Below are 24,971 nucleotides of genomic sequence, written 5' to 3' on the forward strand. Positions count from 1 at the left end.
CAGTCAGGCTCCGACGATCATCGAAACCAGATCCTGCTGATTGGTTTTGGTGGGCACGAGTTCTCCGACCTTGCGGCCCTGACGCAGAACCACTGCGCGGCTGGCCAGTTCGGTGACATGCTCCATATTATGGGTAATCAGGATGACGGCGTTGCCCTCGTCGCGCAGTCGGGCGATCAGGTCCAGCACCTTGCGCGATTCACGCAGGCCCAGCGCCGCCGTCGGTTCGTCGAGGATCACCACCTTGCGGGCAAACACGCTGGCGCGGGCCACGGCGACGGCCTGGCGCTGGCCACCCGACATCAAAGCGACCGTGGCGTCCTGCTTGGGCAGGATCACCTTGAGGCGATCCAGTACTTCGCTCGTCGTGGCATCCATCTGGCGCGATTTTAGAAAGCGCAGGCCCAGCGGCAGCCATTTTGGGCTGGAGAGTTCGCGCCCGGCATAAAAGTTCTGCGACGGGGTCAGGTTATCGAACAGCGCCAGATCCTGGTACACGGTCTCGATACCAGCGTTGCGGGCGTCGCCGGGTGAGCGGATCGGGGAGGCGACGCCATCGATCAGGATATCGCCTTCGTCGAACTGATGCACGCCACTGACGCATTTGATCAGCGTCGACTTGCCGGCGCCATTGTCGCCCAGCAAAGCCAGCACTTCACCACGACGGGCTTCGAGGCTGATGTCGCTGAGCGCCAGCACCGGGCCAAAGCGTTTGGTCGCGTTGCGCACCTGCAGCACGATTTCATTGGTGTTGACGCTGGTCATTGGAGCCTTGCCGCGCGTGCAACGCGCACGCGCCCTTCCAGATAGTTGCGCAAAACGTCGGCCTCGACCGCCAGCAGGATGACGACGCCGATGGCGATCAGCTGGAAGAAAATATCGACGTTGAGAAGGTTGAGAGCATTGCGGATGACGCCGATCATCACCGCGCCAATCAGGGCGTGGCCGACATGGCCGCGACCGCCGAGGAAGCTGGCGCCGCCGATGATCACCGCGGCAATGGTGTCGAGTTCGAGCAGATTGCCGAACAAAGGCGAACCGGCATCGGTGCGGCCGGCCAGCAGCATGGCCCCGATACCGGCGCAGAGGCCCGCGATCATATAGGTCGAGATCAGCACCCAGTTGACCGGAATGCCCATGCGCACGGCCGCTTCAGGCTTGCCGCCTACCGCGTAAATCCAGCGGCCCCAGACCATGGTCTTGGCCATGACGACGATCAGCATGGTGACGCCCAGCACGACAAAGAACGAGGCCGGCACGCCGAAAATGGCGTCGCCGCCGATGAATTTAACCGCCTCGGGCATGCCTTGAATGGCCTTGCCGCCGGCCAGTTCCAGCGCCGTGCCCTTGGCGATGCTCAGCGTTGCCAGAGTAATCACGAACGGGTGGGGCAGGCGGCCATAGACAAAGGCGAAGCCGTTGATGGCACCAACGAAGGTGCCGCTTGCCAGCATGGCCAGAATGGTCAGCGGGGCCGAGCCGGTCGCCTTGTAGGTCAGCGCACCCATCACCGTGGCAAGGGCCAGATTGGCACCGACCGACAGATCAATGCCGCGGGTGAGAATCACCAGGTGCTGGCCCATGGCGACGATGGCAATCACCGCCGTTTGTGACACGATGTTGGAAATGTTGCGCGGGGTCAGAAACGGCTGTGACACCAGGCTCAGCACGATGACCAGCACGACCAAAATAACGACGGGTCCGGCACTGAGCAATTTCAATGATATAGACAGCCCAACTGGCTCGCGTGCCGCTGCTGTAGCGCGCGCTGCTGGTGCAACAGGCTGCCCTGAACTGGATTCCGTCAAATGCTCCCCCATCGGACTTGTGCGAGGTTTCGCCTGTCCGTTACTAATGGATATTAGTTGTCGATTATCGATAAAAACCCCCTTGCGCAGTTAGCGTCAACTTGTTTTTTATGTATAACAGAAACCAAGTCGGTTGAGCAGGACGGGCCGTTGTGAAGAGCGATACTGTTTTCAAACTGGCATTTAACGAGATGCTGAATATCGTCGCCCTGGTTGGCGCTGGTGCTGTATTGCCCTCGGAAAATGATCTGAGTGCGCAGCTCGGGGTCAGTCGTACGACCGTGCGCAAGGTGCTGACCCAGCTGGGAGATCGGGGCTATGTGACCGGGGAGGGGCGCAGTCGCATCGTGGTGGGGGTGGTGCCGGCCGACGCGCATTTCCCCTATACTGAAACAGTGCCCACGTCGGAGCAGGTCGAGCGCCGCTTCATGGAGTGGATGCTGCGTGGCGATACCAAGCCGGGCGCGCAGATCAACGAGCTGGAACTGGCCCGGGAGTTTGGTGTCGGCACCACCGGGATCAGGGAATTTCTCAACAGATTCAGGCGCTTCGGGCTGATTGAGAAACGCCCAAACGCTGGCTGGCTGTTCAAGGGCTTTACCGAAGATTTCGCCATGGAGCTGTTTGAGATCCGCGAGATGTTCGAATTGCGCTCGGCGCTGGCGCTGGCCTCACTGCCCCCAAGCTCGCCAGTCTGGACCAAATTGAAGGTGCTGGAACGCCAGCATCATGACCTGCTGAGCGCTATCGACGAGCGGTTCCACGACTTTTCCGATCTGGACAACCGGTTCCATCGCTTGATCAATGCGGCGGCGCCCAACCGCTTTATCGATGATTTCTATGACATCATCACCTTCATCTTCCACTACCACTATCAGTGGAACAAGCGCGACGAACGCCAGCGCAACGAGGTGGCGATCCGCGAGCATCTTGCCTATATCGAGGCCTTGCAGAGCCATGACCTGGCGCTGGTCAGAGCTGTGTGCAGCCATCACCTGTCATCGGCCAAGACAACCATGATGCAGGCATTTTCGCCAGGGTGAGCGGTCGAGGCCAAATTCTTGATTTATAATAATAAATTCTGTAAATACATGTTTTACCAGTGAAATTTTCGGAAAACAGGACCTGGTGTGCCGCCGGAACAGGTGGTTATCCCTAGCCGTTTAACGTTTATTATCGATAACGTTTTAATCTGTGCAGGTGAGCTATTCCGTCATCGGGAATAGCGAGGGGGCACGGATGGTAAAGTTCAGCCTGGCAAAAAAACTGCCCACGGCAATCGTGGCAGTGGCCATCATGGTGGGCGCCGGCATTGGCGCCTCGGGTTATTTCATTGCGTCCCAGACCGCGGGTGACATCACCTATACGCGGCTGGCTGCCATGGCCAGCGACCGCTCCGCGCTGCTCGAAGAATATCTCAATTCCCGCAAGCTGTCGGTGCTGACGGCGTCCCGGTCCGAGACGGTGCAGAACGCCATTCGCGACCTGCACTTCGGCTGGATCAAGCTGGGCGAAGGCCCGGCGGCACAATTGCAGAAAGCCTATAGTGCGGGCGAGCCGACGGCGCGGGCCGATCTGGCCGATTCCGGTTCGGGCAGCAATTATGATGGCGCGCATGCGCGGTTCCATCAGACCCTGCATGGCCTGCAGCAGGCCGGCGGCTTCGAAGACCTTTACCTGTTCGATGCCGATGGCAATTGCATCTATTCGGTCAACAAGGGCGACGATTTTGCCGCCTCGTTTGCGCCCAATGCCGATCTGGGCAAGAGCCAACTCGGCGCGGTGGTGGCGCAGGCGGCGACCAGCCCCGATGTGCAGATGAGCGATGTTGCGGGTTACGCACCGATAGGCGGCGCGCCGGGCGCGTTCATGGCTTCGGTGGTGCAGGACAAGCGCGGGCAGATCGTTGGCGCCATTGCGGTGCGCCTGTCGGTGCCGGCGCTCGGCGCGCTGGTCAATGGTCGCTCTGGCCTGGGTGAAAGCGGCGAAGTGGTGATCGTTGGCGCAGACCACAAGCTGCGCAACAACTCTGCGTTCACCGATGCCGACGATACGCTGACTGGCGAGATTGTTGATCCGGTGGTGGATCAGGCGCTTTCCGGTACCGCCGGTTCGGCGCGGCTGCATGCCTATCGTGACCAGGAAATGCTGGTTGAGGCGATTCCGCTGACCTATGGCACGGTCAAATGGGCAATCCTGACCATGATCGGTACCAAGGAGGCGATGCAGCCGGTGCAGGTGATGGGGCAGATGATGCTGGCCTCCGCGGCGGCGCTGCTGCTGCTGGCAGCGGTGATTGCCTATTTGCTCAGCCGCACCGTGGCCGGCCCGATCAGCCGGTTGACCGCTGCCATGGGCGTGCTGGCACGGGGTGAGCTGGAGCATGACGTGCCCCATAGCGACCGGGCCGACGAAATCGGCGACATGGCGCGGGCCGTGGAAGTATTCCGCGAAAACGGGCTCAAGGTGGCCTCGATGACCGATGCGGAGGCGGCGCGCATCGTGCGCGAAGCCGAGGAGCGCTCGGCGATGATGGCCGAGTTGCAACGTGCCTTCGGGCAGGTGGTGGATGCGGCGATCGCCGGCGATTTCTCGCGGCGCGTCACGACCAGTTTCCCCGATGCGGAACTGAACGCCCTGGCATCCAGCATCAACAATCTGGTGGAAATGGTCGATCGTGGCCTGGGTGAAACTGCCGAAGTACTGGCGGCTTTGGCCGATACCGACCTGACCCAGCATATGCAGGGCGATTATGAAGGCGCCTTTGCCCGGCTCAAGACCGACACCAATGCGGTGGTGGACAAGCTGACCAATATCGTGCGGCAGCTCAAGAACACCTCGACCTCGCTCAAGACCGCCACCGGGGAGATCCTGTCGGGTGCCAATGACCTGAGCGATCGCACCTCGCGCCAGGCCGCCACGATCAAGGAAACCTCCAATGCCATGGGTCTGCTGGCCCAGGCGGTAACCCAGAATGCTTCGCGGGCCCGCGAAGCCAGCAGCGCTGCTTCAGGCGTTACCCGCACCGCCGAAGAGGGCGGCGAGGTGATGGCCCAGGCCAATGCGGCAATGGAGCGGATCACGACGTCGTCGGAGAAGATCTCCAACATCATCGGGTTGATCGACGACATCGCCTTCCAGACCAATCTGTTGGCGCTGAATGCTTCGGTAGAGGCAGCGCGCGCCGGTGACGCCGGCAAGGGTTTTGCCGTGGTCGCCGTGGAAGTGCGCCGTCTGGCGCAATCGGCGGCCAGCGCTTCGACCGAGGTCAAGGCGCTGATCCAGCAAAGCGCTGTCGAAGTCAGTGGCGGCTCCAAGCTGGTGGCCGATGCTGCCGGCAAGCTCAAGGCGATGATGGCGGCGGCGCGCTCGTCCAACGATCTGATGGATGGGATCGCCCGTGACAGCCGGGAGCAGGCGACCTCGATTGACGAGATCAATACTGCGGTACGGCAACTCGATGAAATGACCCAGCACAATGCGGCGCTGGTTGAAGAAACCAATGCCGCCATCGAGCAGACCGAGGCGCAGGCCTCCGAACTGGACCGGGTGGTGGATATTTTCACGCTTGAGGGTGTTCGTCGAGCCGAGCCGCAGCGCCGCTACGGCACCTGATCGCGATATCGGATCCCAGGCGCCAGAACGCCTCCTTCCCGCCGGAAGGAGGCGTTCCTATTGGTGGGCGCCGTCAGCCTGCAGGGAGGTCGATATTTGAGGTGACCCCTATTTAGAACATATGATCTATACAGGTCAATAACGGAATATTTGTACTATTGCTGTTTACTATGCATAAAAAACAATTGGCAGCGCTGCTCGGACGTGCATAAATGACGTCAGCGCCGCCCAGCTAGGAGAGGCTGGTGACAATGCGCATAAAGGGAGAGTTACATTATGATTTTGAATAAGCTGAACCGCCGCGCGGTTCTGGGCCTTTCTGCCGTCGCACTTGCTGCCGGCATGATGTCGGCAACCCCGACCTTCGCGCAGGACGTGACGATTCCAATCATCGTCAAGGACACCACCTCGTTCTACTGGCAGATCGTTCTGGCTGGCGCGCGCGCTGCCGGCAAGGATCTCGGTGTGAACGTTCCAGAACTGGGCGCACAGGCCGAAACCGACATCAATGGCCAGATCTCGATCCTGGAAAACGCCGTCGCCGGCAAGCCTGCCGCCGTGGTGATCTCGCCGACCGAAAAGTCGGCCCTTGGCGCGCCAATCACCGAAGCTGCAAAGTCCGTTCCGATCATCGGCATCGACTCGGCTGCTGATTCGACCGCCTTCACCTCGTTCCTGACCACCGATAACGTCCAGGGCGGCCGTATTGCTGCCGATGGTCTTGCTGCTGCCATCAAGGCTGCGACCGGCAAGGAAGAAGGCGAAGTCGCGCTGATCACTTCGGTGCCGAACGCTGGTTCGCTCGAAGAACGCAAGAAGGGCTTCACCGAACAGCTCGCTGCCAAGTATCCCGGCCTCAAGCTGGTTGCCGACAAGTATGCTGACGGCCAGGCCGCTACCGGTCTGAACATCACCACCGACTTGCTGACCGCCAATCCGAACCTGGTCGGTATCTTCGCTTCGAACCTGATCATGGCTCAGGGCGCTGGCCAGGCACTGGCTGAAAACGGCGCTGCTGCCAAGGTTGCGCTGATCGGCTTCGACAGCGACGACAAGCTCGTTGGCTTCCTCAAGGATGGCACCATCGACGCACTGGTCGTTCAGGATCCGTACCGCATGGGTTATGATGGCATCAAGACGGCTCTGGCCGCCTCGAAGGGCGAAAAGGTTGAGGCGTTTGTCGATACCGGCGCCAACCTGATCACCACTGCCAACATGAACGAAGAACGCAGCCAGGCCCTGTTGAACCCAAAGGTCAACTAAGCTGATATTACCGGGGCGCGGAGTGGATTGACTTCCACCCGCGCCCCGGGTCCAATCTGGCCGTGACAGCCGGGGAACACGGTTGCGCGAAAAGGCGCCGGGGAGAAAATCAAGTGACAGAGCTCTCGAGTGGAGCCGCTGCGGGTGTCCCGCCAGCCGGCGTCGATGCGGCGACGGATTATATCCTCGAACTGCGCGAACTGGAAAAGCACTACGGCCACGTCAAGGCGCTGAAGCCGGCGTCGCTGAGCTTCCGGCGCGGTGAAATCCACGCCATTGTCGGCGAAAATGGCGCCGGCAAATCCACCCTGATCAAGCTGTTGACCGGCGTTATCCGCCGCACCGGTGGCGATGTGCTGTGGAATGGCCAGTCGGTGTCGCTCTCGACGCCGCTGGAAGCGATTGCCCATGGCATCAACGCCGTGCATCAGGAAGTGGTGTTGTGCCGGCATCTGTCGGTCGCGGCCAATATTTTCCTGGGCGACGAAACCGTTAAATTCGGCATGTTGCAGCGGCGCGAGATGAACCGCGCGGCGCAGAAAATTCTCGACGATATCGGCTTCAACCTGCCGGCTGAGGCCATTCTTGGCAGCCTGACCATCGGGCAGCAGCAGTTGGTGGCGACGGCGCGCGCCTCGCTGCGCGGCACACAGTTTATCATTTTCGATGAGCCGACGGCTTATCTGACCCGGCAGGAAGCAGCGCAGCTGTTCAACCTGATCCGCCGATTGAAGTCCGAAGGCGTCACCATCGTCTACATTTCCCACCGCATGGAAGAAGTGTTCGAACTGGCGGACCGGGTTTCGGTACTGCGTGACGGCACGCTGGTGGGCACGCGCAATATCAGCGAAACCAACGATGCCGAGCTGGTGGCGTTGATGATCAACCGCACGCTGGACCAGATCTACCACAAGGAACAGATCCCGTTCGGCAAGCTCCTGCTGGAAACCAAGGGTCTGACCGGCAAGGGTTTCAACGATATTTCGATCCAGGTGCGTGCCGGCGAAATCGTCGGGCTTTATGGCCTGATCGGCGCGGGGCGCAGCGAATTTGCGCTGGGAGTGTTTGGGCGCAACCCCACAACCGCCGGCACGATCGAATGGCAGGGCAAAGTGGTGGACATGCGCAATGAGCGCACCGCCATCGAGCTGGGCATTGCGCTGGCGCCGGAAAGCCGGCGCGACCAGGGCTTGAACCTGAACCTGCAGATCGGGCTCAACATCAACCTGCCGGTCTACGACAAGATCAATTCCGGCATCGTGGTCAATGTCGGCGAAGAGAAGAAACGTGCCGATCAGCAGATCAAGGATCTGGGGATCAAGACGCCTTCGCGGCGGTCGCTGGCTTCGTCGATGTCGGGTGGCAACCAGCAGAAGATCGTTATCGGTAAATGGCTCAACCATGGGGCGGAGCTGTTCATTTTTGACGAGCCGACCGTGGGCGTTGACGTCGGCACCAAGGCTGAAATCTACCGGCTGTTTGCCCGGCTATTGAAGAATGGCGCGGGGATCATCCTGATCTCGTCCTACCTGCCTGAAGTTTATGAACTGGCCGACACCCTGCATGTGTTCCGCGACGGGCACCTGGTGGGATCGCAGGCCTATCGCGAACACACACACGAAGAAATTCTGGCGGAAGCCATCGGCGTCTGACGCTAGGGGAGAGTTTTATGACTGTCGAAGTAACGCCGACCACGGTTGCGGCCAAACGCAATTTCAACTTCCTGTTCGCGCTGACGCTGGTGGGGCTGCTGGTGCTGCTCTGCGTGGCACTGAGCATTGCCACGCCAAGTTTTGCCACTGGCAACAATATTTCCAACCTGCTGCGGCAAGGTTCGATGATCGCGATCCTGGCGATCGGGCAGACCTTCGTGATCATTACCGCCGGTATCGACCTGTCGGTGGGCGCTGTGGTGGGCTTTTCCACGGTGATCGTGGCCGGGCTGATCCAGCAGGGCGTGCCGATTCCGGTGGCGATCATCATCACGCTGGCCGTCGGCTTGGCGATCGGGTGTTTCCACGCTTTCGGCATCGTCAAGATGGGCCTGCCGCCGTTCATCATCACGCTGGCGACGCTGACTTCGCTGCGTGGCATTGGCCTGCTGATGACCAATGGTTCGACCATCAACATCACCAATGAGAGTTTCACGCTGTTCTCGCGCGAAAGTTTCCTGGGGGTGCCCAACCTGTTCTGGATGGTGGTGATCGTCGCGATCCCGGCCTATGTGTTCCTGCACCTGTCCAAATGGGGCCGCTATCTTTATGCGGTCGGCTCCAACCCCGAAGCAGCACGCCTGTCGGGCGTGTCCGTCCCCAAGATGATCTTTATTGCCTATGGCCTGTCGGCGATGTTTGCCGCCTTTGTCGGCGTCATGCTGGCGGCGCGCCTCGGTGTCGGTAACGCGACGCAGGGCGACGGCTGGGAATTGCAGGCGATTGCCTCGACGGTGATCGGCGGCACCTCGCTGTTTGGCGCCGTGGGTTCGGTGCATGGGCCGCTGATCGGCGCGTTCATTCTGGCCACGATTGCCAATGGCGCCAACCTGTTGAACGTCAATTCGTTCTGGCAGCGCATCATCACCGGCTTCCTGATCATCATCATCGTATTCTTCGACCAGTTGCGGCGCCGCAGCGGCCGCTGAGCTGAACCAACGCGCTTTCGACGCCGGCCATGCCCAGTGCATGGCCGGCGTTTTTGTGTGGGCGGACCGGACAAAACCGCATAGGAATTGGCCGATAGTTTTGTAGTCCAAAGTGCCCAGATGACCCTGTGTTTCGATATCGGCGGTTCCGCCATCAAATCGGCGACGATCAGCGATGGGGGTGAGATTGGAGCGCTGAGCCGCGTGCCGACGCCGTTGCAGGATTTTGCCGCGTTTACCGCAGCGCTGGCTGAAGCAATCGACAAGGCGGAGATCGGGGTGGGTGAGGGTGTTGCCATCTCGATCACTGGAGTGATCGACCCGGACAGCCACATTATCAAATGCGCCAATATTGCCTGCATCGATGGACGGGCGCTGGCGCCGGAATTGACCGCGTTACTTGGCCGGCCGGTGCTGGTGGCCAATGATGCGGATTGCTTTGCACTGGCCGAGGCTGGCGCGGGCGCGGGGCGTGGCCATCGCATCGTGTTTGGCGCCATTCTGGGCACTGGCGTCGGTGGCGCGCTGGTGATTGAGGGCAAGGTGTTGCAGGGCGCGGGCGGCATTGCGGGGGAGTGGGGCCACGGTCCTGCTGCAGCCAATTTTGCCGGACCGAACCGCGATCCGATCCCGAGCTATCCTTGTGGATGTGGGCAGGTTGGCTGTGTCGATACGATCGGCGCCGCGCGTGGACTGGAGAGGCTGCACAGGCATCTGCATGGGGTCGATCTGCCGAGCACGCAGATCGTGGCGCTGTGGGAGGGCGGTGATGCGGTCGCTGCTCACACTGTTGACTGCTATGTCGATCTGGTCGCCAGTCCGCTGGCGCTGGTGGTCAATGTCGTTGGTGCATCGATTGTGCCGGTGGGCGGGGGCATGTCCAATTCGACGGCGCTGATCGCGGGAATCGATGCGGCGGTGCGGAAGCGAATTTTGCGGACGACCAGTGCGCCGCTGGTGGTGCCGGGGCAATGCCGGGTTGAGCCGGGGCTGATCGGCGCCAGCCTTTTGGCGCAGGGTGCCCATTGATGGCCCGCCTGCTGGAAGTCTGCGTCGATAGTGCCGCGAGTCTGGCCGCCGCCGTTGCCGGTGGCGCGGACCGGATCGAATTGTGTTCGGCACTGGAACTGGGCGGGCTGACGCCGACTGCCGGGTTGATGCAGCAGGCGGCCAAGCTGAAAATTCCGACCTATGCGATGGTGCGCCCACGGGGCGGCGATTTTGTGTTTTCGGAGGGTGACGTTGCGGTGATGCTGGGCGATATCGACGCTATCCGCGCAGCAGGTCTGGCGGGCGTGGTGCTCGGGGCCAGTCATGTCGACGGTACGCTCGACGGAGCCGTGCTTGGGCGATTGACCAGATACGCGCAAGGGCTGGGCCGGACCTTGCACCGCGCCGTTGATCTGGTGCCGGACCTTGCTGCGGCCGTGGAGACGGCGGTTGCGCACGGCTTCGAGCGCATCCTGACCTCAGGTGGTGCGGCTACAGCGATTGAGGGCCTGGAAGGCCTGCAGAATGCCATCCAGGCGGCCCGTGGCCGGATCAGCATCATGCCGGGATCGGGTGTGACGGCCGCCAATGTGGAGCGTATCATCGCGGCAACCGGTGCGTTCGAGGTGCATGCGACCTGCTCGGTGTCGCGCGCCGGGATGGGTGGCAAGGTGGTGGATCTGGGCTTTGCTGGGCCGACCCGCCGCGCCACCAGCGCCGATGTGGTTGCGGGCTTGAAGGCCGCGCTCAACGCCTAGGCCTCGAACACCTTGGCGCCATCAATCCAGGTCGAGCGGACGCTGTGATCTGCCGATAGATGCACGAAGCTGCCGACGGCGCCGGGACGCAGATGGCCGTGGGTGGCGCCAATCCGCATCGCCTGGGCTGGATAGAGCGAGGCCATGCGGATGGCTTGTTCAAAGCTGAGGCCAATGATGCGGTGCATGTAGAGCACGGCGTCGATCATGGTGAGGTCGGCCCCGGCCAGCGTGCCGTCGGCAAGGCGCAGGGCGCCATCGGCGCGGATGATTTCGCGGCCATTGAGAGTGAAGCTTTGCTGGTCGGTACCGGTCAGGCTCATGGCGTCGGTGACGAGGAAGATCTTGCCCGGACCGGCCTTGGCGCGCAGGGCGATGGCGATGGTCGTGGGGTCGACATGGATGCCATCAGCAATCAGCCCGGCAAAGATCTGGCCGTTTTGCAGCGCTGCACCGACCACGCCGGGTTCGCGATTGCCCAACTGGCTCATGGCGTTGAACAGGTGCGTGGTCATGCTGGCGCCGGCAGCGACAGCAGCGTTGACCGAACCAGCCGAAGCCTCGGAATGGCCGATGCTGATGATGGCGCCGAGGGCGGCGATTTCAGCGATTTGCGCGGGTGGCACGGTTTCGGCGGCGAAGGTCAGCAGCAGATTGGGCATGGCCGCGCGGGCCAAGCGGAAGCGGTCGATATCGGTCTGGTTGACTGGGCGGATCAGTGCCGGATCATGCGCCCCCTTGCGGGCCAGCGACAGGTGCGGGCCTTCCAGATGCAGGCCCAGAAAACCGGGGATTTTTGCCGTGGTGGCCGCGATGCCGGCGGCGACAGCGCGGTCGGAAATCGCCGGTGTATCGGTGATCAGCGTCGGCAGCAGCGCCGTGGTGCCGAAGCGGGCATGGGCGGCGCAGATGGTGCTTATGCCATCGAGCGTCGGTTGCTCGTTGAGCAGCGCGCCGCCGCCGCCATTGACCTGCAAGTCGATGAAGCCGGGCACGATGACGCCGCCATCGAGGTACACAGATGCTAACATTGGAGGCACAGATGCTAGCGGAACGATAGCTTTGACAGTCGCATTTTCCAGCAGCAGCGCCGCGTCGTCATGCCAGTCCTGCCCGTCGAAAATTCGGGCGCCGCTGATGGAGGTCAGGGCGCTCATACGGTTTCGGTAACCTTCTTGAGCATTGGCGGCGCATCGGGGTTGAGGCCGCGATGGCGGGCAAGAGCTTCGACGAACCCGTAGAATGATACGATCAGCGACAAGGGATCGGTGATCGGATGGCCGGTGGCGGCAAAGGGCAGACGGTGCGCTGCGCCGGGGCGGTCCGAGGTGAGGAAGGCAAGTGCGCCCTGGCCGGCCAGCTTGTGGGCCATATCGGCGACTGAAGGTTCGGCAGCGTCGCGGGCGGCCAGGCCCAGCACCGGATAGCCCGGGGTGACGATGGAAACGGGTCCGTGCATCACTTCGGCCGAGCTATAGGCTTCGCCCTGAATGCCGCAGGTTTCCTTGAACTTGAGCGCGGCTTCATTGGCAATGGCCCAGCCCGGACCACGGCCGAGCACGTAAAGCGCATTGTGTCCGTCGAGAGCGCCGATCATTTCGGACCAGTCGCAGGCCACGGCCCTGGCAAGGGATTCGGGCAGAGTGGCCACGGCCTTGCCCAAAGCCTCGTCGCCGCTCCACTCTGCCAACAGCGCCAGACCGGCGACGATGGAGGTGGCAAAGGTCTTGGTGGCGGCCACGCTTTTTTCGATTCCGGCATGCAGGTCGATGGTGAAGTCGGAGGCTTCGGCCAAAGGCGAGCCGGCGGTATTGGTGATGGCAATCGAGGTGGCGCCGGAGGCGCGGGCCGATTGGGCCATGCCGACGATATCGGGGCTTTTGCCGGACTGGGAAATGGCGATGGCGGCGCAACGATCGAGCTTGAGCGAGCGGCCATAGATCGAGGCAATCGAGGGGCCGATGGAGGCGACCGGCAGGCCCAGGGTCAGCTCGATGGCATATTTGAGATAGGAGCAGGCGTGGTCGGATGAGCCACGCGCCACGGTGGCCACCATGACCGGGTTCTTTTCGCGCAAGGTCGCGGCGGCGGCGGCGATACTGCCGGCGCTTTGCTGCAGGAAATTGGCGACCACGTCAGGGATCTGTTCGATCTCGGCGCGCATATGGGTCTGGCCGGCTGGCAGGGTAGCGGTGGTCAAGGCTTGGCGCCTCCTGGTGGTGTGGTGTCGCCCAGACGCAGTTCGGCGACGAAATCATAGGTATCGCCACGATAGATCGAGCGGGTGAATTCGATGACGCGGCCCGAGGCGAGGTAAGACGTGCGCTCGATGCGCAGGCCGGCAGCGCCAACCGGCAGATCGAGCAGGCGCGCATCCTGTTCGCCAAGGTTTTCGGCGCGGATGCGCTGGATGGCACGCACCGGGCGGTGGCCGCTCTTGTCGAGGTGGCGATACAGCGAATCCTCGATCTTTTGCGGATCGGGCAGCACATCGGCCGACAAGGTGGCGCGTTCGATGGCGAGCGGGGCATCGCCGGTGAGGCGCAGGCGGGAAATGCGGGCGACATGGCCGCCCGAAGACAGGCCGAGAATGACCGTCTCTTCGGGCGAAGGAACGTAGATGCCGCGATCGAGCCATTCGGCGCGCACCGCCATGCCGCGACGAGCCATATCTTCGGTGAAGGAGGTGAGTTGGGACAGCGATTGTTCGACGCGCTGGGTGCGGGTGGCAACGAAGGTGCCGGAGCCATGGCGCTGCACCAGCACGCCTTCCTTGACCAGCTGCAGCACGGCCTTGCGGACGGTGACGCGGGACACGTCGACCTTGAGCGCCAGATCCCGTTCGGAGGGCAGGGCGTCACCGGAATTGAGCGCGCCATTATGGATGGCGTCTTCGATCCAGCGCTTGAGCTGGAGATAAAGCGGGCCGCCGCTGGGCAGCACAACTGCTTGATCGGCCAAAAAAAGTCCTGCTATTTCGGCCACTACCACCCCCACGCGCTGCTGCCGCCTCTGTGTGGACTTCTCATCGCTGTTTTTCAACGCCTCCCTTGGTGGGAAGCTGCTATATAATACCAATAAAATACCATTCACCAAGATCAAAACGAAAAAATGCACAAGCGGCAATTTGACAGGCGCAGAACGGGTCTAACTGTGGTTTTGGAGGGTAACTCACGGTAAAAAACCGCGCCCGTCTGGACAAGTGGTATTTTTTTGGCATTATCGCGGCAAAGGAGCACGGCATGGCTGGCAAGCAGACGGAAATGATCCATGGCAGCGCCAAGGGTTTCGATCTGCTCCCCGCCGAGCAGGCGCTGATGATTCTGGCGCGGGCGCAGGCGGACGCTGCCGTCAGCGTGCAAGTGGCTGTTCCCGCCATTGCGGAGGCTGCGGCGCTGGCGGCGCAGTGCCTCGGTAATGGCGGGAAACTGGTCTATGTGGCGGCCGGCAGTTCGGGGCTGATGGCGCTGGCCGATGCGCTGGAACTGCCCGGCACCTATGGCATCGCCAAAAGCCGGATCAAAGTGATCCTGGCCGGTGGCGTGGCCGGGCTGACCGATATGGCCGGCGCGCCGGAAGACGATGAAGACGAGGCGCGGCGGGGAATCGCCGATGCCCGGGTTGGCGTGGGTGATTGCGTGATCGCGCTGTCGGCCAGTGGCAGTACGCCGTTTCCGCTGGCGGCGGTGCGGGCGGCGCGGGAGCTCGGAGCCAAGACTATCGGCATTGCCAATAATCCCGATGTGCCGCTGCTTAATCTGGTCGACGTCGCCATCTGCCTGCCGACACCGCCCGAGGTGATTGCCGGTTCGACGCGGATGGGTGCGGGCACAGCGCAAAAGATTGCGCTCAACATGCTCTCGACCTGGATGGCGGCCGAGCTTGGCCACGTGCATGATGGGCTGATGGTCAATCTGTTTGCCGACAATATCAAACTGGTTGGCCGCGCCAGGCGCATTGTGATGGCGGTGACAGAAGTGGGCGAAGATGCTGCCGGACAGGCGCTGGAGCGCTCGCATGGGTCGGTGAAGACCGCGATATTGCTGGCGGCAGGGGCGCAGGATTTGACGGAAGCCGAGGGGCTGCTGGCGCAGAGTGGGGGCAAGTTGCGGCCGGTGCTGGCGGGTTTGAAAGTCTGACGCCGTGCTCTCAGTCCCTACCCTCGCCCCTTGCGGGAGAGGGACGAAATTCTGCGTTCAGCAGAATTTCAGGGTGAGGGGTTATTTCCGCTTGCGCAATGTTCGCGGAGACATCCCGACCCCTCATCCGCCCTTCGGGCACCTTCTCCCTCAAGGGGAGAAGGAAGGAAGGTAGGTAAGTAAGTAAGTAAGGGTGGTCTGATGGGGCTACCTCCCCTTCAGCACCTCATCGACAAACCGCAGATTTCCGGCGGTCAGGCCTGCATCCACCGGCAGCACGGTGCCGGTGATGCCGGCTGCGGCCGCTGACGCCAGGAACACTGCTGCATTGGCGACCTCCATCGGCAGCACCATGCGGCCGAGGGGATAGTGCGGCAGCACGTTGTCGAGCAGGCGCGGATTGGCCGCAAGCCGATGATCCCAGGCGGGGGTGCGCACCGAACCAGGGGCGATGACGTTGGCGCGGATGCCATTGGCGCCGCGTTCGACGGCGATGGCCTTGGCATAGGCGATGAGGCCGGCTTTGGCGGCGGAATAGGCCGGGTTGCCGTAATGGGCGAGGCCATTGACCGACGAGATGAACACCAGATTGCCCGAGCCGCGTTCCGCCATCGCCGCGATGATCGGGGCGGTCATCGCATAGGCGCCGTTGAGGTTGATCGCCAGTTCCGATTGCCAGATGGCATTGTCGAGATGGTCGAGCGTTTCGGCGCGGGTGAAGCCGGCATTGGAGACGACGATGTTGGGTGTGCCGTGTTCATCAAGGTAGGCCGAGATCGCAGCGCTGGTGGCATTGGCATCGGCCAGATCGAAGGTGACTGAGTTATCCAGATCGAGATGGGACAGCATGGCGGCGTCCTGATCGGCACCGCTGACTTTGGCGCCGGCGTCGCGGAACGCCTGGACCAGCGAGGCGCCGATGCCGCCGCCGGCGCCGCTGATCAGGACAGTTTGACCATCGAGACGGAAGGGCGAGGTCATATCAGGGCGCCTTGTAGGCGACGCAGTCGATCTCGACCTTGCAGTCGACCATCATGTGCGCTTGCACGCAGGCGCGGGCGGGCGGGTGTTCGCCGAAATAGCTCTTGTAGATGGCGTTGAAGCTCCAGAAATCGCGCGGATCATCGAGCCACACGCCGCAGCGGACGACGTGTTCGAGCCCGTACCCGGCTTCCTTGAGGATAGCGATGAGATTGGCGATGGTCTTGTGGGTCTGTTCGACAATACCGCCATTGATGATCTCGCCATTTTCCATGGCGACCTGGCCGGAGACGAACAGAAAGCCACCAGCTTCCACGGCGCGGGCGAAGGGCAGGTTCTGGCCACCGGCACCGGATTTTTCTGCGCCATAACGGGTGATCGACATCGGGGCTCCTGCGGGTTTTCTGAAAGAGAATTTCTTGTTGAGGCGTTATATCGTGTCAGAGCGACCATTTCTGCGAAAAAATGGGAAAATCGTGTAAATTTCTTACGTGATCTGGCGGTTTTGATCGTGATAGGTTGAACCACTGGCAGTGGGCTGCCAAGCTCAAATCCGCTCCCTAGCTTGCGAGTTTTTCGTGCGCATTTTTACCGCCGCCCTGGCAACGGAAACCAATACGTTTTCCCCGATCAGCATCGACAAGCGAGCGTTCGAAGCTTCGCTGCACGCCAAGCCGGGCCAGCATCCGGCAACGCCGACGCTGTGTACCGCGCCGATCACCGTGGGACGCGAGGTGTGCACGGGGCTGGGCTGGACGCTGATCGAAGGTTCGGCCAGTTGGGCCGATCCGGCCGGGCTGCTCAATCGTGCCACTTATGAAGAGTTGCGCGACGAAATTCTGGGACAGTTGCAGGCGGCAATGCCGGTTGATGGCGTGGTGCTGGGCCTGCATGGCGCCATGGTGGCGCAGGGTTATGACGATCCGGAAGGCGACCTGCTGGCTCGGGTGCGGGCGATTGTCGGGCCGGATATCCTGATCTGCGCCGAGCTTGATCCGCATAGCCACCTGACGGCGAAGCGCGTGGCGGCGACGAACTTTTTCGTGGTGTTCAAGGAATTTCCGCATATCGATTTCGTCGATCGGGCGCGGGACCTGTGGGCCATTGCGGTGCGCACGCTGAAGGGCGAAATCAGGCCGGTGATGTCAGTGTTCGATTGCCGGATGATCGATATTTTTCCGACCAGCAAGGACCCGATGCGTTCCTTCGTCGATCGGCTCTATGGGCTGGAGCAAAGCGATCCGGCGCTGCTGTCGATCTCGGTGATCCATGGCTTCATGGCTGCCGATGTGCCTGAATTGGGCACCCGGGTGATCGTGGTGACCGACGGCGACCGGGCCAAGGGCGATGCGCTGGCGGAACGGCTGGGGATGGAGCTGTTTGCGCTGCGCGGCACCTTCATGGTCAAGCAGATCGATGAGCGTGCGGCAGTGGCGCAGGCGCTGGCGGCGCCCGTGGGTCCGGTGGTGATTGCCGATGTGTGGGACAATCCCGGCGGCGGCACGGCGGGTGATGCCACGGTGCTGCTGGCTGAACTGATGGCGCAGGGCGCAACTGAGGTCGCCGTGGGCACGATCTGGGACCCGATCGCGGTGCAGATCTGTTTTGCGGCGGGCGAGGGCGCCGAAATCCCGCTGCGCTTCGGGGCGAAATCGGCGCCGGAAACGGGCGATCCGATCGACAAGCGGGTGACGGTGCGCAAGCTGGTGACCAATGCGCAGATGAAGTTTGGCGAGAGTTTTGCCCCGTTCGGCGATGCGGCGTGGGTGAGCTTTGACGGGATCGACGTGATCCTTAATTCGACGCGGGCGCAGAGCTTTGATCCAAGCCTGTTTTCAGCGCTGGGGATCGATCCGACGGCGCGCAAGATTTTGCTGATCAAGTCGACCAACCATTTTTATGACTCGTTCTCCAAGATCGCCAGCGAGATCATTTACTGCTCGGCGGGGCGGCCTTATCCCAATACGCCGGCGACGACGGACTATCGCAAGGCGCGGCGGACGATCTGGCCGATGGTGGAGAACCCGTGGGCCACCTGATCTTCCTTCTCCCCTTGAGGGAGAAGGTGCCCGAAGGGCGGATGAGGGGTTTCTTCTATGAACGTTTGGCATGGGATGGCGCAGCACCCCTCACCCTGAAATTCTGCTGAACGCAGAATTTCTGTCCTTGTTCGGTTCAAACCGCTCCACTGGAGCGGTTTGTGGCTGCGCCACCACCTCCAAGTCCCACAAGGGGAGAGGGGGGTCTGGTGGGTGTGGAGCGCTCAAGCCTCGGCCCAGTTGCCGTACATGATCGGCATCATTCCGGCGAAGGCCGAGAACCGTTTCCACGACTTGCGTTCCGGCGTGGTCCAGCCGGCTTCGGCGATGGCGGAGATGCGCGGGAAGACCAGGCGGTCAAAGATGGCGCGATCGGTCATTGGCTCGGACCAGATGCAGGCTTGCACGCCCAGCAGGTGCTTGAGCTTGTCGGGGCTCCAGCCTTCGCGAGCTTCGAACTCATAGGTTTCCTCGGGGCCGGACCAGCCGGCCCAGCCGGCGCCGGGTTCGGACCAGGACAGCGAATTGGCCATGTCGAGGTAGTAGCGCTGGCCGGGGGAAGCGACGATGTCATAGCCCTCCGCGGCAAGCGCGGCATTGGCTTCGACGGTGCGCCAGCCGACGAGATAGGTTTTGGCCTTGTCGACGACATTGCCGTGCGCGGCTTCTTCCCAGCCGCCGGTGATGGCGCCCCTGGAGGCGATATAGGCGTGGACACGCTTGATGAAATAGGCCTGCAGGATGGCGGTGCCGGAGCCTTCGATTTCATCGGCGCCGTGCAGGTTGCCGACCGAGTTGAGCAAGGACCGATGCTTGTCGGCGATGGCTTTGCCCGCCAGCTTTTCGAGCAGGGCCAAAGCCAGCGGTGAGCCGGACCAGGCGGCGAGCGGGACTTCGTCGGCGCCGAGATGGAAGATGCCGCCGGGAAACATTTCGAGCATTTCATCGATGACGGTTTCGATGAATTTATAGACCGGCTCGTGCGCCGGATTGAGGCAGTTGTTGGGGAAGCCCTGCACCGACTGGTATTCGCCGATCTCGTTGGGATCGCGCAGTTCGGGCAGTGCTACCAAAGCGGCGTAACAATGGCCGGGAATGTCGATCTCGGGGACGATCTGAATGCCCAGGCTTTGGCCGAGCGCGACCAGATCGCGGATTGCGGTCTTGGTGTAAAAGCCGCCGGTTGGGTGCGGGCCGCTGCCGAGCAGTGGCGGCAGCGCCTTGCCATGGCCGCGCCAGGCGCCGATGGCGGTCAGCTGCGGATAGGCGTCGATCTCGACGCGCCAGCCTTCGTCTTCCGACAGGTGCCAGTGGAAGCGGTTCATCTTGTTCCAGGCCATCAGCTTGAGCAGGCGGCTGACTTCGGCGCTGGAATAAAACTGGCGGGCGACATCGAGATGGCTGCCGCGCCAGACCAGGCCGGGCTCGTCCGAAATGGTGCCGCCGCTGGGGAAGACCAGCGTCAGCGGGTGCTGTTTGGCGCCACGCAGGATCTGGCCGACGGTGATCAGGCCATAGAGCAGGCCGGTTTGCGCGGTGGCGCTGATGGTGACGGCGTCTTGGGCAAAGGCGATGTCATAGGCCTCGGGGCCGAGGCCGGATTTGCTCTGGAGCAGGACGGGCATGCCACCTTCGGCCGCGGAACGGACCAGGCCTTCGACCGGGAACAGGTCGGCGACCAGCGTGGTGAAAGCCGCTGCGGCCTTGCCGGCGGCATCGCCTTCGGGCTTCAGGTCAAGACCGGCGGGGACGCTGCGCGAACCGGTGGTCGAGACATTTTTCGGCCAGGGAATGATCGAGACATCGACTGGCGCCTTGGCCGGCATCGGGAAGCGGGCGGCGCCCTTGAGCAGCGGGGCGTTGGAGCCGATCGCCTGGGTCGGGGCGGTGCCGACGATCACCATGGAGCCATCGGCAAGGACCACATAGGCTGAATTGGCGCCGTCGCTCCAGTGGCGCAGGCCATAGGACAGGCCGCGCGCAGTGACGGTCCAGGTCTGGCCCGGTTCGAGCACGAAACCGGCGGGCGGCACGAACAGCGAATGGTTGGAGAGGCGCACTTGCAGCGTGCCGCCTTCGACTTCGGCATGCGGATCGATGCGGGCGGGGCCGCTGACGCCGAGCTTGAAGCCGCTGAGCGGGCCAGGGCCATTATTGGTCAGCTTGATGGCGTAAGAGAGCGCGACGTCGTCCTTGGCCGGAGTCCAGATGGTGACGAGGGAAAGCTTGGGTGCGCTGCTCATAGGATATTCCTGCAATAAACGGCCGCTTGGCCGCATGGGGAGAGTCAGTCGCCGAGGGGCTGACTGTCGTCGCCGTCGCGATTGACGACGAGTTGATGCTTGATGCGCCGCATGCTGGCGACGGCAGCGGAGCCGAGGCGCGTGGCCACGGTCTGGGCCAGAATGTCGGCCACCGCCAAAAAGGCGTAGCGGCCCGGCGTGGGGCGCAGGATGTCGGTATTTTCCTGCCGGTCGATCGGGATCAGCACATCCGCCTCCGCCGCCACGGCCGAGCCGGAGCGGGTGATGACGATCCGCGGCAGGTCGTAGGCCGCAGCAGCGGTCAGCGCCTTGACCAGCGGCAGATTGTTGCCGCTGAGCGAAAACGCGATGATGGCGGTACCGGCAGGCGAGCCGGCGGCGCGCATCATCTGGGCCTGATGATCGATCGAGGACGCAACCTTGAGGCCGAGGCGGAACAGCCGGGTTTCCATTTCGGTGGCCACCATCGAGGAGGAACCGCCCGAGCCGAACGAGAGCACGAAACTGGCCTTGATGATGGTTTCGGCGGCGCGTTCGATGGCTTCGAAATCGAGATGCTCGAAGGTATCGTAAATGCTGGATTGGGCGCCGTTGACCACCGTCTGGGCGATTTCGCGCACGCTTTGCGGTCCATCGGTGGGCACCACATAGCGCTGGCCGACGAAACGGGACTGCGCCAGCCGGACCTTGAAATCGGCATAGCTGTCGCAGCCGAGGCGCCGGCAGAAGCGGGTGACGGTGGGTGGCGACACATCGGCCTGCGCTGCCAGATCAACAATCGACAGTTTCAGCACAGACTCGGCGTCGACCAGAATGATATCGGCAAGCACCCGTTCGGAGCGGGTAAAATCGTTCTTTTCGGACTGCAGGACGCCGACAATATCGAGCATGGGGAAAACTCTGGGGGCCGGACAGTCGGCGCTGGCGGCTTAATAGACCGCCAGGCCTGTTGAGTCGAACACATGCGCGGCGTCGCGGCTGAAGCCGATCTGGACCGGCGTGCCCTCGGCAACATTGGGATCGCCTTCAAACAAGGCCGTGAAAATCTCGCCATTGGGCAGATCGGCATAGACCACGGCGTGGATGCCGAGATGCTCGACGATCTTGGGCGTGAGGTTGAGGGTGAAGTCACCCTTGCCCAGCATCAGATGTTCGGGGCGAATGCCCACGGTCATCTGCTGGCCGGCGAGGCCGGTGGTGGTGCGCGGCAGGCTGACACTGCCCAGTGCGCCCAGATCGACCACCAGATTGGTGCCATCGGCCGAGGTGCAGCTGCCGGTGATGAAGTTCATCTTCGGGCTGCCGATAAAGCCGGCGACGAAGAGATTGTCGGGCTTGTGGTAAAGTTCAAGCGGGGAGCCGATCTGTTCGATCAGGCCGGCATTCATCACCACGATCTTGTCGGCCATGGTCATGGCTTCGACCTGGTCATGGGTGACGTAGATCATGGTGGAGCCGAGCTTTTTGTGCAGCTCCATCAGCTCGATGCGCATGTCGGAGCGCAAGGCGGCATCGAGGTTGGAGAGCGGCTCGTCGAACAGGAAAATCCGGGGCTCGCGGACGATGGCGCGGCCGATGGCGACGCGCTGGCGCTGGCCGCCGGAGAGCGTGCCGGGACGCTGTTCGAGACGCGCATCAAGCTGCAAAACCTTGGCGGCGCGGGCGACGCGTTCCTTGACCTGGTCATTGGGCAGGCGTTCGACGCGCAGCGGGAAAGCGATATTTTCAAACACCGTCATATGCGGGTAAAGCGCATAGGACTGGAACACCATGGCGATGCCGCGCTTGACCGGCGGCAGGTCGTTGACGGTCTTGCCGGCGATCAGGATTTCGCCCGAGGTCACGTCCTCAAGGCCGGCGATCATGCGCAGCAGGGTAGATTTGCCGCAGCCCGAGGGGCCAACGAACACGACGAATTCGCCTTCGGTGACCTCCAGATTGATCCCCTTGATGATTTCGCTTTCGCCAAAGGTCTTTCGCAGGTTGGAAAGGCTGAGTTCGGACATGGGTATGACGTCTCCGGTCGGTGCGGTCGGCACGGTGTAGAGGAGACCGCCGTCGCCAGGAGGATTGGCGACGGCGGTATGGCTTAAACCTTACTTGAACTCTTCAAGTGCAGCAGCGGCCTTGGTCAGAGCAGCCTGAGGTTCGGCCTGGCCGGTGACCACGGACTGGACCATTTCGATCATGGTGTTCTGCAGGCCGACATAGTCGGTCAGCAGGGGTTCCGGGCCACCGAACTGGATCGAGTCCAGGAACGGCTTCCAGGTTGCGTCAGCGGCAACCATGGCATCAACAGCCGGGCCGGGACGGAGCGGGGTCAGACCCTGCTCGGCCTCGTATTCGGTCTGATTTGCCGGGTCGGTCAGGAACTTGGCCAGCGAGATCGCCTGATCTTCAACGCCGGTGCCCTTGAACACTGCCATCGAGTCGGTGATCAGCAGAGTGCCTGGGCCCTTGGCTTCAGGGCCAAGCGGCAGCAGGGTTACGCCCCACTTGAACTTGACGTCCTTGAGCAGGCCACGTGCGCCGGAGGCGGCCTGGATCATGCCAAGCTTGCCGTCGAGGAAGATGGCGCGCACTTCGTTCTGCTCGTAAGCAGTCGGGCCTTCTTCAGCATAGGCGGTGATGTCCTTGAGAGCGGTCAGGGCTTCAAGGTTGTTCTTTGAGTCGAGGGTGATGTTGCCATCAGCGTCGATCACCGAACCGCCATTGGTGTAAACCCAGTGCAAGAACTGGTGCATGGTGTTGTCAAAGGTCTTGGCGACAACGCCGAAGCCGGCTGCCTCGGTCTTTTCCGAGATTGCCTTGGCGTCGGCAATTTCTTCGGCCCAGGTGACCGGGGGCTTTTCAGGATCAAGACCGGCTGCGGTGAACAGGTCCTTGTTCCAGTACAGAGCCTTGGTCGAGAACGCCACCGGCGAACCCCACTGCTTGCCATCAAAGGTCACAGTGTCAGGGATGTAGTTGTAGTAGGCCTTCTTTTCGTCATCGCTCATCGGGATCGGAACGATCAGATCGTTCGAAGCGAGCTGCTTGAGCGCGCGCGAACCGATATAGGCCAGGCCAACCGGGGTGCCGGCGACGGCAAGGGTGGTTACCTTGTCCTGGCACTGGCCCCAACCAACGACTTCAACCGAAACCGGGAAACCCGGGTTTGCAGCTTCCCACTTCTTGATGTTGGCAACGTGGACGGCGCTTGGCGCGTCGCCGCATTCGACGAACTGGATCGGCTTGTCTTCAGCAACCGCCATGGCGGTCGAGGCAAGCAGAGCGACGAGAACGCCGCCCAGGATTGTCCCTTGTTTAGTCATGTTAGTCCCTTCCCTGGTTACTGCCCCAATGCGGGGCGAGTCTTATTGCTTCACGGCACCGGCGGTGAGGCCGGCAACGAGATAGCGTTGTAGAAAAACGATCAGAATGAGCACGGGGGCGATGCCAACGAAGCTGGCCGCCATCAGCTCGTTCCACACCACTTCCTGTCGCCCGAAATAGGCGAACAACCCGATGGGAAGCGGCATGAACTCGGTCTTGGAGTTGAACGTCAGCGCGAAGATGAACTGCTGCGCATAGGCTCCAATGAAGGTGGTGATCGCCACGACGATGATGCCGGGCATGGCGATAGGCAGGATGACGCGGCGCAGGGTATAGAGGCGCGATGCGCCATCGACCCAGGCAGCTTCGTCGAGTTCGCGCGGAATGCGCATCATGTAGGTGCGCAGCAGCCAGATCGCGGACGGGATGAGGAATGCCACGCCCGGCACGATCATGGCGAAGTAGGAATTGAGCAGGCCCAGCGAGCGCATCAGCCGGTAGAGCGGGATGAGCAGCACGGCGCCCGAGAACATGTTCACCGCGAGGAACCCTGCCAGCATGATGCCGCGGCCCGTGAAGGGGAAGCGGGCGAAGGCGTAGGCGGCCGGGACCACCATGATCAGCACGACGATAGTGATGACGGTGGACAGGAACAGCGAATTGACGATGTAGCGCCAGAAGCCGGGCACGCTTTGCCACATGGTGAAATAGGCGGTCAGCGAGCCGTTTTTGGGCCAGAAGCTGTAGGGCGTGGAGAACAGAGCCGAGAGGGGCTTCAGCGAGACCATGAAGCCTTCGATGAAGGGGGCCAGCACGAAAAACAGGAAGACGAAGATGCCGGCATAAATGGCGACGTATTCGTACCAGGTGTAGCGATCGATCATGGCGCGCACGGCCTTGGCAGGCTTGGCCTTGAGGGCGACGGGCACCACGGCCAGGTCATCGGCGGGATGCGCGGTCTTTTGCGCGGCGAGATCGAGCGGCTGGTCGGTCATGCCTTTTCTCCCGTGTTGATCTTTCCGACGACGCGGAAATAGGCCAGGCAGAACAGGGACAGGAAGATGCAGATCATCACCGCGCGGGCGGCGCCTTCGCCATATTTATATGAGCCGATGGCGGTCTTGTAGGTATCGATGATCATGGTGGTGGTGGAGCCGG

At 62.1% G+C, this 24,971-nt stretch carries 21 protein-coding genes and 1 pseudogene; 9 read left to right on the forward strand and 13 right to left on the reverse strand.

Features of this window, described 5'->3' with window-relative positions:
- Window positions 1-3: 3 nt before the first annotated feature.
- Window positions 4-765 carry an ATP-binding cassette domain-containing protein gene (locus tag ABIT12_RS15225; RefSeq protein WP_348040762.1) on the reverse strand — a complete coding sequence of 254 codons (762 nt, stop codon included), beginning with the start codon at window positions 763-765 and terminating at the stop codon, window positions 4-6.
- Window positions 762-1,721 carry an ABC transporter permease gene (locus ABIT12_RS15230; protein ID WP_348040764.1) on the reverse strand — a complete coding sequence of 320 codons (960 nt, stop codon included), beginning with the start codon at window positions 1,719-1,721 and terminating at the stop codon, window positions 762-764. The genes ABIT12_RS15225 and ABIT12_RS15230 overlap by 4 nt, the downstream gene beginning before the upstream one ends.
- 239 nt (window positions 1,722-1,960) lie before the next feature.
- On the opposite strand from ABIT12_RS15230, the gene ABIT12_RS15235 reads away from it, so the two are divergent.
- The 7 genes from ABIT12_RS15235 to ABIT12_RS15265 all read left to right on the forward strand — a co-directional run bounded on the left by ABIT12_RS15235 (window position 1,961) and on the right by ABIT12_RS15265 (window position 11,075).
- Entirely contained in the window at window positions 1,961-2,851 is an 891-nt protein-coding gene (locus ABIT12_RS15235) for a GntR family transcriptional regulator (protein WP_348040766.1), read from the forward strand.
- A 196-nt stretch (window positions 2,852-3,047) separates the two neighbouring features.
- Window positions 3,048-5,423, forward strand: a complete 2,376-nt coding sequence (locus tag ABIT12_RS15240; RefSeq protein ID WP_348040768.1) for a methyl-accepting chemotaxis protein — start codon at window positions 3,048-3,050, stop codon at window positions 5,421-5,423.
- 276 nt (window positions 5,424-5,699) lie between these two features.
- The gene (locus ABIT12_RS15245) at window positions 5,700-6,686 is read left to right on the forward strand and encodes an ABC transporter substrate-binding protein (protein ID WP_348040770.1); all 987 of its coding nucleotides are present in this window, start codon (window positions 5,700-5,702) and stop codon (window positions 6,684-6,686) included.
- 113 nt (window positions 6,687-6,799) lie between these two features.
- On the forward strand, window positions 6,800-8,338 hold the full coding sequence (locus ABIT12_RS15250) for a sugar ABC transporter ATP-binding protein (protein ID WP_407065631.1): 1,539 nt from the start codon (window positions 6,800-6,802) through the stop codon (window positions 8,336-8,338).
- A gap of 17 nt (window positions 8,339-8,355) precedes the next feature.
- A complete protein-coding gene (locus ABIT12_RS15255; protein ID WP_348040772.1) occupies window positions 8,356-9,327 on the forward strand; it encodes an ABC transporter permease in 972 nt (323 codons plus the stop codon).
- A gap of 120 nt (window positions 9,328-9,447) precedes the next feature.
- A complete protein-coding gene (locus ABIT12_RS15260) occupies window positions 9,448-10,356 on the forward strand; it encodes an ROK family protein (RefSeq protein WP_348040774.1) in 909 nt (302 codons plus the stop codon).
- Window positions 10,356-11,075: a copper homeostasis protein CutC gene (locus ABIT12_RS15265; RefSeq protein WP_348040776.1), complete on the forward strand. Its 720-nt coding sequence runs from the start codon at window positions 10,356-10,358 to the stop codon at window positions 11,073-11,075. Before ABIT12_RS15260 ends, ABIT12_RS15265 begins: the two co-directional genes overlap by 1 nt.
- Here the strand turns inward: ABIT12_RS15265 and nagA are convergent.
- Genes nagA through ABIT12_RS15280 form a run of 3 tightly spaced genes read right to left on the reverse strand, consistent with a single transcriptional unit; the run spans window position 11,072 to window position 14,036 of the window.
- Complete coding sequence (gene nagA / locus ABIT12_RS15270) at window positions 11,072-12,232, reverse strand: N-acetylglucosamine-6-phosphate deacetylase (RefSeq protein ID WP_348040778.1); 1,161 nt, start codon at window positions 12,230-12,232, stop codon at window positions 11,072-11,074. The genes ABIT12_RS15265 and nagA overlap by 4 nt on opposite strands.
- Window positions 12,229-13,239, reverse strand: coding sequence for an SIS domain-containing protein (locus ABIT12_RS15275; RefSeq protein ID WP_348040800.1), 1,011 nt, complete (start codon window positions 13,237-13,239; stop codon window positions 12,229-12,231). The genes nagA and ABIT12_RS15275 overlap by 4 nt, the downstream gene beginning before the upstream one ends.
- A 32-nt stretch (window positions 13,240-13,271) precedes the next feature.
- A complete protein-coding gene (locus ABIT12_RS15280) occupies window positions 13,272-14,036 on the reverse strand; it encodes a GntR family transcriptional regulator (protein ID WP_348040780.1) in 765 nt (254 codons plus the stop codon).
- A gap of 281 nt (window positions 14,037-14,317) precedes the next feature.
- Here ABIT12_RS15280 and ABIT12_RS15285 point away from each other — a divergent pair, with 281 nt between their 5' ends.
- Entirely contained in the window at window positions 14,318-15,214 is an 897-nt protein-coding gene (locus ABIT12_RS15285) for an N-acetylmuramic acid 6-phosphate etherase (protein ID WP_348040782.1), read from the forward strand.
- 207 nt (window positions 15,215-15,421) lie between these two features.
- Here the strand turns inward: ABIT12_RS15285 and ABIT12_RS15290 are convergent, their stop codons facing one another.
- Together ABIT12_RS15290 and ABIT12_RS15295 are read right to left on the reverse strand one after the other, a co-directional pair.
- Window positions 15,422-16,195 (reverse strand): SDR family oxidoreductase, encoded by a 774-nt coding sequence (locus ABIT12_RS15290; RefSeq protein ID WP_348040784.1) that lies wholly within the window; start codon window positions 16,193-16,195, stop codon window positions 15,422-15,424.
- Window position 16,196: 1 nt separating this feature from the next.
- Entirely contained in the window at window positions 16,197-16,580 is a 384-nt protein-coding gene (locus tag ABIT12_RS15295; RefSeq protein ID WP_348040786.1) for a Rid family hydrolase, read from the reverse strand.
- Between the two features lie 193 nt (window positions 16,581-16,773).
- Here ABIT12_RS15295 and ABIT12_RS15300 point away from each other — a divergent pair, with 193 nt between their 5' ends.
- The gene (locus ABIT12_RS15300) at window positions 16,774-18,234 is read left to right on the forward strand and encodes a M81 family metallopeptidase (protein WP_348040788.1); all 1,461 of its coding nucleotides are present in this window, start codon (window positions 16,774-16,776) and stop codon (window positions 18,232-18,234) included.
- Window positions 18,235-18,458: 224 nt separating this feature from the next.
- Here ABIT12_RS15300 and ABIT12_RS15305 read toward each other — a convergent pair whose 3' ends face one another.
- The 6 genes and pseudogenes from ABIT12_RS15305 to ABIT12_RS15330 all read right to left on the reverse strand — a co-directional run.
- Window positions 18,459-20,477 carry a beta-N-acetylhexosaminidase gene (locus ABIT12_RS15305; RefSeq protein ID WP_348040790.1) on the reverse strand — a complete coding sequence of 673 codons (2,019 nt, stop codon included), beginning with the start codon at window positions 20,475-20,477 and terminating at the stop codon, window positions 18,459-18,461.
- 44 nt (window positions 20,478-20,521) lie between these two features.
- Window positions 20,522-21,388 carry a MurR/RpiR family transcriptional regulator gene (locus tag ABIT12_RS15310; protein WP_348040792.1) on the reverse strand — a complete coding sequence of 289 codons (867 nt, stop codon included), beginning with the start codon at window positions 21,386-21,388 and terminating at the stop codon, window positions 20,522-20,524.
- Window positions 21,389-21,427: 39 nt separating this feature from the next.
- Window positions 21,428-22,504 carry a sn-glycerol-3-phosphate ABC transporter ATP-binding protein UgpC gene (locus ABIT12_RS15315; RefSeq protein WP_348040794.1) on the reverse strand — a complete coding sequence of 359 codons (1,077 nt, stop codon included), beginning with the start codon at window positions 22,502-22,504 and terminating at the stop codon, window positions 21,428-21,430.
- A gap of 90 nt (window positions 22,505-22,594) precedes the next feature.
- Window positions 22,595-23,812 (reverse strand): sugar ABC transporter substrate-binding protein, encoded by a 1,218-nt coding sequence (locus tag ABIT12_RS15320; RefSeq protein WP_348040796.1) that lies wholly within the window; start codon window positions 23,810-23,812, stop codon window positions 22,595-22,597.
- Window positions 23,813-23,854: 42 nt separating this feature from the next.
- Window positions 23,855-24,697, reverse strand: coding sequence for a carbohydrate ABC transporter permease (locus ABIT12_RS15325; RefSeq protein WP_348040802.1), 843 nt, complete (start codon window positions 24,695-24,697; stop codon window positions 23,855-23,857).
- 107 nt (window positions 24,698-24,804) lie between these two features.
- Window positions 24,805-24,971 (reverse strand): annotated as a pseudogene (locus ABIT12_RS15330) (sugar ABC transporter permease); the annotation flags it as partial.

It is taken from the genome of Devosia sp., from assembly GCF_039927955.1.
Classification (GTDB): domain Bacteria; phylum Pseudomonadota; class Alphaproteobacteria; order Rhizobiales; family Devosiaceae; genus Devosia.